Here is an 11,859-nt window from a genome sequence, read left to right on the forward strand (position 1 = left end):
GTTCGTTTTTCAATTATCACGCAAAATTTTTCATAACAATTTCAATAAATTTCTTTCGGAAAAATAGGAGAGAAGCTTTCGGCGTAAGTTCGGAAAATATGTTGCACACAACGTTCTGCGGCTTGCTCTCAGTGGCGTTGCACCAACACCAAGCCATTACAAATATAACAAAACATTCCATTCAGCAGCGGATTTTCCGTAGGAAAATCCGGAAGTAGCCATTGAAGCAAACCGCTGTTGTGGTGTCGTTTTTTAATTAACGTATACCTTTAGTTTTTAATTTTGCATGAACTTCTTGTGTCCCATGAATTTCTTCACCAAAAGTAATGTCAATTTCATATTCAATTCTATATTCATTTAAAACTTCGTCGATTTTATCTTTTTTGTTTTTAGCAACTTGAATTGATTGTCTAAAATTATTAAGAGTTCCAAATGCTAATCCAAGAGGAGCAAGGCCAGCCCCCATAATTATTATAGGAACAGTTGAAATAACTCTTTTATTGAATGCATATTTTCCCAATAAATAACCGCCAACAATTACAGCAATCCCAATTAAAAGAAATACTGCAAAATAAATATGAGTTAGCGTTTTTTTTCGTTTAATATTTTCATATTCTATGTTTACCGATTTGAGTTTGTTTTCAAACTTTTCATTAAGCTCAATTTTGGAACAAGTTTTATTGAATTCGGGTTTTTGTTCAGTCAATCCACAAGTAGTTCCAACTTCTAAATTTATTTTTTGATTATCACACAATTCGCAGTGTCTTGCTAAATCCATAAAATTTCAATTCGGTTTAATTATTTTTCGGTTCGTTTTCTAAAATGCACCACAACGTTCTGCGGCTTGCTCTCAGTGGCGTTGTACCAACACCAAGCCACTACAAATATAACAAAACATTCCATTCAGCTGCGGATTTTCCGTAGGAAAATCCGGAAGTAGCCATTGAAGCAAACCGCTGTTATCTCTATAATAATTCTGCAAGTACCCTTTTGCACTTAAAGCACTGTATTTATTGACTTTATAAAAAATACTAAAGCAAATTTAAGCAGAAAAAAGCAACAAAATACTTGATTTGTTGTACCAATTGTTGTACCTTAGTACTGTGTTGCACTAGAATGAAACACTAGTAAAATCAATACTTTCACTCTTTTGCACCGCATTACAAATATAGTACAACTACTCTAAAATTCTATTATTATGGCATCAATTAAATTAGTATTACGCACCAATCAGAAAGATCATACAGGTAAAAGCCCGCTGTACATAAGAATTATAAAAGACAGAAAAACGAAATTTATCACTGCTGGACTCAAACTCAAAGAAAGTGATTGGGATGAATTAAAGCAGAGAGTTAAGAAAAGCTATCCAAATAGCGCGAGAATGAATGCAGCATTAGCTCAAAAAGTTGCCGATGCCGAAGGTCAAATTGCCGACATGGAACGAAAAGTAAAAACCGTTTCTATCAAGAGAATTAAGGAAGCCATCAAAGGCAAAGAAATACCTAATTTTTTTGAGTTTTCTCGAAAACATTGCGAACGAATTAGAAATAACGTTTCCATTTCAACCTATAAAAATTATCACGCCTATTTAGATAAGTTCGAAAAATGGGTAGGGACAAAGGATGTCTATTTTGATGAAATTACAGTTTCATTATTGATGGATTACATGAGTTATTTAAGTAACGTTTTAAAGAACGGAAATACAACACAACGTTATTCCATAATGATTTTGGCGATAATGTTCAAAGAAGCTATTAAAGAAGATAAGATACCGGAACATATGTATCCGTTCAGTAAATTAAAACTCAAAAAAGACCCAAGCAGACGACAGTTTTTAAAGAAAGAACAATTTGAGGAGATAATAAAATACAAGCTCGACGAAAAATCAAAAGCAAGCGTATATCGCGATATGTTCATATTTTCAATTTTCGCAGGAGGATTACGATTCAGTGATGTATTAGAATTTCAAGTAAAACACTTCAATGAAGAAGAAAGAAGAATACAAAAAGTAATTCGTAAAACAGGCAGAATGCATCAGTTTAAAATAGGTCAATTAGCTTTGGATATCATCAATAAATACAAAAAGGAGAATGCTGAACAAGACGACTTTATATTCCCTGTAATCACGAATAAAGAACTGTATTTAAAAGATGATGAGTATCGTTATACTTTTATTGAAAGTGCCAATAAAGCAGCTAATTTTCAATTACAGCGCATTGCTAAGAAATTAGAAATTCCAGTTAAAGTTACGTTTCATATTAGCCGACACACATTTGCTACTAATGCTTTGAATAATGGAATGAGAATTGAGCACGTTTCAAAACTAATGGACCACCGAGACATCAGCACCACACAAGTATATGCTAAAATCATTTCGGAAGAATTAGACAAAGCAGTTGACAACTACATTTACTAAAACAGAACGAGAGTAAATAATTCAAAAAATTACTCTCGTTTTCTTTTTCGAAGGTAATTTTTGTGCTTTTTTACTCTCGAAAATCATTTCGAAGGTAATTTTTTAGTATTTTTACTCTCGAAATCAAGTTCAAGGAAAAATTTACTCTCGTTTTTTTAAATATTTTTTATAATGATGAATTCAAACTACAACCCTGAAACACCTTACAATGACTTACCATTGTTACCACCCAATTCTGATTTAGAATCTAAAAATATTTTAAAAAAATTAATTACATCAAGTAGAGCTTTATCTGAGTTAAAAGGTGCAATTACAAATTTGCCAAACCCAACTTTATTTATTGATACCATCAATTTACAAGAAGCACAAGCGAGTTCGGCAATCGAAAACATCATTACAACGCAAGATGAACTTTTCATGGCATCAATTGCAGAGAAAAAGTACGACAATCCTGCAACAAAAGAAGTCATGCATTATAAAGATGCATTATGGTTTGGCTTTCAAGAAATAGAAAAGCGACCAATATTGACGACTAATTTGTTTATTCAATTAATGCAAATTATTAAAGAAAATACATCGGGCATTCGTAACGCTCCTGGAACGCAATTAAAAAATCCTGTGACTGGAAAAGTAGTCTATACACCACCAGAAGGAGAAGAAGTAATTCGTCAGAAACTAAAAAATTTAGAAGATTTTATACATGCTGATGATACGATTGATCCATTGGTAAAAATGGCAATCATTCATTATCAGTTTGAAGCGATACACCCGTTTTTTGATGGAAATGGAAGAACCGGTAGAATAATTCTATTATTATATTTAAAACTTTCAGGCTTACTCGATTTACCAGCGTTGTATTTGAGCAATTACATCATCACTTACAAAAACGAATATTATACCAATTTAAGAAAGGTAACCGAAGAAGGAAATTGGGAAGATTGGATTTTGTACATGCTAGATATGGTAGAAAAAACAGCTTCAAAAGGAAGAAATCAAATTGCTGCAATAGAAGAATTAATGAATAATATGGCAGCAGAAATGCAACAAAAATTACCAAAAGTATATTCCAAAGACTTGGTGGAAGCATTATTCAGATTACCATATACAAAAAGAACGCAGTTAGAATCGGAAGGGATTGCTTCATTAAAAACAATTGGAAACTATCTGATAGCCTTAGAAGAAGCAGGGTTTTTGAAAAGCGAAACAATAGGTAAAGAAAAAATATACATCAATTTTAGATTACTAGAATTATTGAAAAACACCTAATTTTTTTTCATCCCTAGCAAACACAAGCCTTTTGCATTTTGTTGAAAACTTGTGCGAAAATCAACGCAAAGTGGTACTTTATTTATTCTAATTTTAGGCATCCCAAATAGTAAAAAACTTCCAAAATCATATTGAAAATTACTTGAAGTATACCTGAACTTCAAGCTACTAAACCATTTCAATTAATGGCTTTGGAAAAAGTGTAACCAAATAACAAATAATGAACAAATTAAACACTAGCTAAAAACGTGAATTTAAAAGGGCAAAACATCAAAAAATCTATGTTCTCAGATTGGAGAGCAGTCGACACAGCACAAAGTGCAGCTTCTATTTTTGACATCACACACGACCAGGAACCCACACTGGAGAATTATTGCATTGCATTATTAGAAAAGGTATTCACCATACCACAATCCCAACTGCCCGAATTCATAACCTACCAAATCCAACTAAATAGCGATGGTACAACATGGTTAAACAAATTCGAAAAACTATTAGCCAACAATGAAGAACTATTCATATCTCAAAAGGCTTTGAGTAGATTCAATAAATTGTACAACATCATCGAAAAAAAACGAACCGAGCTGCAAGCTTCGAGTGTAAAAGAAATCAAACAACCTACGCCAAAAAGGTTAATCAATGCCGATGCTGAGGATCGTTACTTTTCGTTCTTTGAAGTAAAACAGCACGTTGAAAAAATGGAATCTTTCAATGACAAAATTCTGTATTTAAACGAAGAAATTTTCGAGTACCGACAAGCAGACATCATTTCCATTAACAACAAATTACAACCCTATGACAAGCAATGTGTGCAGCTGATTGAGAAATTACAAACACTTCGCAAAATGCGTTCGGAAATAGAGAAAGAAAAAGAACTGGAACAGAACAACAAACAAACCATTAAAAAACTAAAATTCAACGGAAACCTAAATCAGTTAGTGGATATTTTCTACCAACTCAGTCGTGAATTATTTGTAGATGGAAAATCATTTATTGATGCTTCCAATGGCGATATCGTAAACATGATCGTCAACAACTTCATCGACAAAGACAACAACGAAATAAGTCCCCAAACAGTCGAAACAATCCTCAAACCATCAAGAGGTGACAAACGACCTAAAACCCACAAACGTATTGACCTCGATAATTTTCTTTAAAAAATAATAGTCCCTTGGGACCCGATTGGGACTAAGGGACTTTTTTTTACTTCACAATTTTGCTCCATAATCTTTTAAAAACTACGAAAATGGAAGCAATTATTTTAACAAAAGACCAGTACAACGACTTAATGGCAAAATTAGATGCAATTCAAAGCCAACTAAACACCAAGCCAGACCCTAAGAAAGAAACCTTCTTAGACAATCAAGAGTTCATTATGCTGATGAAAATCTCCAAACGCACAGCACAAACTTGGAGAGATGAAGGCAAAATCTCATTCAGCCAAGTAGGAAGTAAAATCTACTACAAACTTTCTGATGTTGAAAAACTACTACAAGAACACTATAACAAATCATTCAAAGGAAAATAGTATGAACCAGTGCAACGGAACCTGCGAAGTCTGTGATTGCAATCACAACAAAATTTCCCATCCTCTGGAGGGGTGCCCATCGGGCGGGGTGGCTAAAATAACCTGAAACTTTAAACTTGAAACAAAAATGACAATCACCATATTCAAAAACTTCAACGAAGTCACAGAGCACAAAACAATTCCCGAAATCCTGCACGAAATTAAAACAGGAAAGTACAGACCAGGGATAACCTATTTGCGTAAATCATTAGCAGAAAACAAACTAGAGGCCTATGAAAAAGCCAAAAAATCATTGCCTGCATTCACTCCTTCTGGGAAATTTGTTGGTGGTAGAAAAATGGAATTTCTGGAAGCATACTCCAATTTCATTATCCTAGACATTGATAAATTAAGTCAAACCGATTTACAAAACGCAATAAATAAAACTAACCAATCTGAATACACCTATGCAAGTTTCATCAGTCCATCAGGTAATGGATTAAAGATTTTAGTAAAAGTAAACACCAATAAAGAAGACCATAAAGAAACCTTTTTGGCCATCCAAAAACACTATGAAACCTTATTAAACCATGAAATAGACAAATCCGGAAAAGACATAACCCGACTATGTTTCTACTCATTCGATGATAAACTCTATCATAACGAAGCTGCAAAGATATTTGTCACAAAAGAGCAAAATGAAATGCTGTCATCCCGAGCGGAGTCGAGGGGCGAGATGAGTTTGAGTGCAACAAACTCAAACCAATCTTGTCACACTGAGCCTGTCGAAGTGCGACAAACAGACAACCAACAACCGACAACGGAAAACAGCGAAGCCATCTACAATCACTGCATCCGCTTCACTGAAAAAAAAGTGCAATACGCGACAGGTAGCCGAAACGTATTCGTACACCAACTCGCGTGCAACCTAAACCGAAAAGGAATTTCATTAAACGAAGCACTAAGCTTCATACTAACAGACTTTGGCTATGACGAAAAAGAAGTAACACAAACCGTTCACAGCGCCTACGGAAACATTCACGAATTTGGTAAAGAGGAATACTCTAAGTTTGTCAACTCGAGCGGAGTCGAGAGCTCAAAAATCGGTCAATTAAATAAATCCAATTCCAAAAAATCAGACAATCAAAACCTGTCACCTCGAGCGGAGTCGAGAGGCGACTTCTATGAGGACGACGATGAAGACAAACCAAAACCAACACAAATCGACCGATTAGAACTATTCCTATCCACAAGATATGTCTTTCGGCACAACATGGTTTCTGGTAAGTTAGAGTTTCAGTATTTCGGTAAAAAGAAATGGCATGTAATGAATGATTTCATTGAAAACTCAATGCTTCGCGAATGTTTAAAAGGAAGAATCAAAACAAACCTTTCTTCGTTGCGAAACCTATTGTATTCCGATTTCTGTGAATTATACAATCCATTTGAAGATTACTTTTTCAATCTACCATCGTATGATGAAAAAACAGACTATATTTTAGAATTGGCAAACACGATAACCACTACAAAACAAGAACTTTGGCAAGAGTGTTTTAAAAAATGGATTGTGGCAATGGTAGGTTGTGTATTGGATGACAAAGTAATCAATCACACCGTAATTGTATTCAGTGGAAAGCAAGGATTAGGAAAAACCACTTGGGTAGAAAAACTAGTACCTAGAAAGTTAAAAGAGTATTTGTTCTCAGGAACCATAAACCCAAACAACAAAGACACTTTAGTGCAGCTTTCAGAATGTATGTTAATCAACCTGGACGAATTAGAAAACCTAAACCGTTCCGAAATTGGAAGCTTAAAAGAAATCATCACAAAGACACAAATCAGAATGAGAAAAGCGTACGGACACAACAACGAAACCATGCCAAGACGCGCATCATTTGCCGGAAGTGTCAACACAGCGCAATTCTTAAACGACAGTACAGGTAGCAGACGATTCCTTTGTTTTGAAGTAGAAAACATCCAATACCAACACGAAATCAATATTGACAATGTATTATCACAAGCCTTGTATTTATTCAAAACAGGATTCAGACATTGGTTCGACCAAGAAGAAATCAAAAACATCACCGAAAACAACGAACAATACCAACTACGAAGCCCAGAAGAAGAATTGCTTTTAACATGGTTTGAACCTTGCGATAGAGAAAATGCCACACACTATTTAAACGCCTCACAAATAGCAGCTAAACTAGCTGAAAGAGCAAAAATCACAATCACCGATGGAACCATAAACAAAATCGGAAAAGCTTTAAAAAAACACAATTTCACAAGACTAATGCGAAAAGGAAGTCCAGTCTATGCAGTAAAAGAATTCACCTACGAAGAAGTAGATCAAACCAACCGACAATCCGAAATGTAAGCCCAAAACAATCAAAAGTGGGTATCCCAAAAATAGAATGCTTGTCAAACTGAACTTGTTTCAGTTTCTCCAAAACTGATAAAAATGAATTTGGAAAGACAAAGAAATTCTCGTTAGGATATCCACTTTTTTTTCTGCAAACTGACCACCGACCACTGACCACTCCAAAGAGGGTGTAAGGGGTGTAACCAAATTTCTACACAAACTTTTTTAGTTTTTTTACTTTTCAAATTTTCTAGCAACATCGGCATATTCAAAAGCAAATCAATAAACAACAAAGTGTAGTTTGCACCCAATTCCTCAAATAAATCCGTTTTTTTTAGTTCCGAAAAAATAAAAATCTTTTACACGTTTTTTCCCTACACCCTACACCCTGCATAATTTTGCGCTATTTTTCTTCTTTTTTAGTAAGAATACGGATTTCCTCATCTTACTTTCCATTGGTTTTTTGTATGTTTGTGAGAATAGACATTTCTAAAAAGAATAAGTAAGAAAAGTAAAATTGTATTTTGGGCAATCTTTTTAATTAACTTGATTTTTAGGATTTAAAATTGAAATCAAAAGATAAAAATGGAATTTAATAGAGAGAATTTAATTAAAGCAATTGAAAAAATTGATAATAATCCTAATTTATTAAAAGGTAGAACTTCATCGACATATGATTTGGTTTTTGAAAATAAAAAATATCCCCCTATATTGGTTTTGTCAGAAGCAAACAAGCTTAATGGCGGTAAAGAATTAATGCTTGAGAATTTTGGAAATTCAGTAACAATACCTTTTGAAATTTTAAAGAAACATGGCTTTGTTATTGAAAAAAAGGAAGCGTCTTATTTTGAGGAATTACAAAACTTTTTAGAACAATCTAAAACTGACGATTTAAAATATTCAAAATATCTTAAAAAATTTCTTGATTTAGATGTAAAAGTGAGTTTTGGTCAAGGTGGTCCTGCAAACATACCGTGGATTTCTTTTTTAAGAGATGGAATGACTACAAGTAAAGGTATATATCCGGTATATTTATACTATAAAAAAGAGGAATTACTAGTTCTTGCTTATGGAATAAGTGAGACAAATGACCCTGAAAAACAATGGCCTTTAGAGGGACTAAAAACTATTCAATCTTATTTTTCTGAAAAAAAATTAAATGCCCCTTTTAGGTACGGTAAATCTTTCATTTACAAAGTTTATAATATTAAAAATGGTTTAAATAAATCTTCAATTAACAGCGATTTATTTAATCTTTTAAACTATTACAAATCTATAAAAATGGATATTAAAACTAACACAACTAAAAACTCAATGAAATTCAATTATATTGATTTTAAGACCAAATCATTTGAATCAAATCTTAATTTTTCAGAAAAATTAATCCTTCGTTTTATCGCTTCACTCACTTCAAAACCCTTCGTTATCCTAAGCGGTTTATCTGGTTCTGGTAAAACTAAAATAGCACAAAGTTTTGTGCAATGGATTTGCGAAGACGAAAACCAATACAAAATAGTTCCTGTTGGAGCCGATTGGACCAATCGCGAACCTTTAGTAGGTTATCCTAACGGATTAGTTTCAAATGAATATATTACACCTGATAGTGGGGTAGTTCATTTGTTAATGGAAGCGGTTAAAAAAGAAAATGAAAACAAGCCTTTCTTTTTAATCTTAGATGAAATGAACCTTAGTCATGTGGAACGTTATTTCGCAGACTTTTTAAGTATCATGGAATCTAACGACACTATAAAATTGTATACAGGTAATACAAGAGAAAGTTTAGATGGTTTGTCAATCCCTTTAGAAATAGGTTGGCCTAAAAATGTGTTTATTATTGGTACGGTTAATATTGATGAAACAACATATATGTTCAGCCCAAAAGTATTGGATAGAGCAAACGTAATAGAATTCAGAATAACAGAAGATGAAATCAATGGTTTTTTAGCAAATCCAGGTATTCCAGATTTGAAAAAACTAACTGGAAACGGAATTGCAATGGCAGAAAGTTTCTTATCAATTGCAGAAAAAGTAGAAATAGAGAAAAATGAAGCATTGACAAAAGAGTTGGTTTATTTCTTTAATGAGCTTAAAAAAGTAGGAGCTGAGTTCGGTTACCGTTCTGCAACGGAGATAATGCAACTTGTAAAAAAATTAAAAATGCTAGAACCTAAAATTACCGATAATGCTTGTTTAGATATTGCGATTATGCAAAAATTGTTGCCAAAATTACATGGTTCTAGAAGCAAGTTGGTAAAAATATTAATTGCCTTAGCGGGATTATGTATTGATGGGATGAAAAAAGAAGATTTCGAAAAGAATTTTGAAGATCTTTACAAAAAAGACTTTGAAGATATTAACGTTAAGTATCCTATTTCATTCGAAAAACTAATCAGAATGTACAAGAATGTTTTGGCTAATGGTTTTACTAGTTATGCCGAAGCATAGATAGATATGGAGGAATTCAAACAACATATTCAAATACCATTAACATTCTTCGACGAAAGTGACTTTTTAGAAATTTATCCTGAAAACAAGGCAAGACTTTTTGAAATTTCAGAAGAGGAAGCAAATGAAAATGGAGAAAGTATCTTTCAAATTTTGGAAGGTAACAACTATGAATATGCCTTTACTAATAAAAAATACCGATTAAAATGTAGTGTTGATGGTGTAGTTTCCCAATCTAAACGTGAACCATCAATAGGAAGAATTGTTCCAAATATCTATGTGGGAACACTAACCTTATTTGTTACTGATACTACTCAAGAGGGTAAAGAATTTTCTATTACTTTAGAAGTCTTAGCTACAAAGTTCGATTCAGAGCTAGATAAAAGTTATCGTGAAAACTATCGTTTCATGTTAAAAGACATAACAGATAAGTGTACCGAACTTTTAATGCAAATCAATTCTCCGGTAGAGCAAAATTTTGAAACCGACTTTTCGAGAGACAATAAAACGATTTACCAACGATTCAGTTTTATTAATACCATCATTCAAAATAAAGATTTTGAAGAAGCAGTACTAAAGATAATCGCTTCTCCTAAAACCAATTGGGATACTGAAGAAGAAGTAGTTGACATTCGTAGAATAAATAGATTTAACAATGCAGCTAGCAAGCAAATAACATCGGGATCCAACAGAATTCCTTTACAGTCATCACATCCATTATATAAAGTAGGTATTCCATCAATACCGAATAAAATAAATAGCTACAGAAAAATCGAGCACACAGATACATCTGAAAATCGATTTATAAAACATGCCTTAGAAGTTTTTTTAAGATTTGCAGAAGATTGTGAACAATACTTCAAAAAAGAAGGATTTGCCAGACCATCTGCTGAAGCCTCGAATTTGGTTACAAAATTAGAAGGCTATTTAAGTCAATCTTTCTTTAAAGATATATCCAGACCAACCTCATTAAAATTAAATAGTCCTGTTTTACAAAGAAAGAGTGGTTATCGAGAAGTTTTAAGTACATGGTTACAATTCGATTTAGCATCTAAATTGGTTTGGAAAGGCGGCGATGATGTTTACAAAGCAGGCAAAAGAGACATTGCAACTTTATATGAGTATTGGTTGTTTTTTACATTGTACGACCTATTCAAAACTAAGTTCAAAATAAAAGATATAGAGCACGAAGAGCAATCTTACAATCATTTAATAGAACCAACCAAAGACGGTTTGAATGTAATGATAAAGCAAGGAAAGCACACTGCTTTATATGGTGATTTTATCACAGAAAACAGAGCATTAAAAGTTAAATTCTCTTACAATCGTTCATTTAAAGGAGGTACAAAATATACAGATGAACAGGCAGGTAGTTATACCACTACACTTCGTCCTGATTATACTTTATCGGTTTGGCCATCAATTTTAAAAGAAAAAGAAGCTGAAAAACAAGAACTTATTGTACATATTCATTTCGATGCAAAATATAAAGTTACACAGTTTCAAATTCAAACTTCTACAGATAATGATTTAATTGAACAAGAAGAGAATAATGAACGTAAGGGTATCTATAAAAATGCTGATTTATTAAAAATGCACGCTTATAAAGATGCAATTAGAAGATCAGGTGGTGCTTATGTTTTATATCCAGGTACAGAGAAAAAGGAAATTAGAGGATTTCATGAAATCATTCCTGGTTTAGGAGCTTTTTCTATCAATCCAACAAGTCATAACAATGATATATCTGAATTATCTAAATTTATAGATTTAGTAATAGATCACTTGTTAGATAGAGCATCACAAAGAGAAAATATAAGTCACAAAACGCATCAAATTTACCAAATTGATAAAGAGGATAATAAT

8 protein-coding genes are annotated in these 11,859 nt (G+C 33.0%); 7 read left to right on the forward strand and 1 reads right to left on the reverse strand.

The annotated features are described in order from the left end of the window. Window positions 1-256: 256 nt before the first annotated feature. Entirely contained in the window at window positions 257-778 is a 522-nt protein-coding gene (locus L6Q46_RS08785) for a hypothetical protein (protein WP_291283989.1), read from the reverse strand. A gap of 420 nt (window positions 779-1,198) precedes the next feature. On the opposite strand from L6Q46_RS08785, the gene L6Q46_RS08790 reads away from it, so the two are divergent. The 7 genes from L6Q46_RS08790 to L6Q46_RS08820 form a co-directional block, all read left to right on the forward strand. Further along, window positions 1,199-2,416: a site-specific integrase gene (locus L6Q46_RS08790; protein WP_291283990.1), complete on the forward strand. Its 1,218-nt coding sequence runs from the start codon at window positions 1,199-1,201 to the stop codon at window positions 2,414-2,416. Between the two features lie 171 nt (window positions 2,417-2,587). Beyond that, window positions 2,588-3,682: a Fic/DOC family N-terminal domain-containing protein gene (locus tag L6Q46_RS08795; protein ID WP_291283991.1), complete on the forward strand. Its 1,095-nt coding sequence runs from the start codon at window positions 2,588-2,590 to the stop codon at window positions 3,680-3,682. Window positions 3,683-3,930: 248 nt separating this feature from the next. Further along, complete coding sequence (locus L6Q46_RS08800; protein WP_291283992.1) at window positions 3,931-4,839, forward strand: hypothetical protein; 909 nt, start codon at window positions 3,931-3,933, stop codon at window positions 4,837-4,839. Between the two features lie 89 nt (window positions 4,840-4,928). After that, complete coding sequence (locus tag L6Q46_RS08805) at window positions 4,929-5,210, forward strand: helix-turn-helix domain-containing protein (protein ID WP_153200096.1); 282 nt, start codon at window positions 4,929-4,931, stop codon at window positions 5,208-5,210. Window positions 5,211-5,337: 127 nt separating this feature from the next. Beyond that, complete coding sequence (locus L6Q46_RS08810) at window positions 5,338-7,566, forward strand: VapE domain-containing protein (RefSeq protein WP_291283993.1); 2,229 nt, start codon at window positions 5,338-5,340, stop codon at window positions 7,564-7,566. A gap of 570 nt (window positions 7,567-8,136) precedes the next feature. Further along, window positions 8,137-9,996: a DUF3578 domain-containing protein gene (locus L6Q46_RS08815; protein WP_291283994.1), complete on the forward strand. Its 1,860-nt coding sequence runs from the start codon at window positions 8,137-8,139 to the stop codon at window positions 9,994-9,996. A gap of 6 nt (window positions 9,997-10,002) precedes the next feature. Beyond that, window positions 10,003-11,859, forward strand: a 1,857-nt coding sequence (locus tag L6Q46_RS08820; RefSeq protein ID WP_291283995.1) for a DUF2357 domain-containing protein, incomplete at its 3' end; no start/stop codon positions are given.

The sequence above is a fragment of the Flavobacterium sp. genome (assembly GCF_023151265.1).
GTDB lineage: Bacteria > Bacteroidota > Bacteroidia > Flavobacteriales > Flavobacteriaceae > Flavobacterium.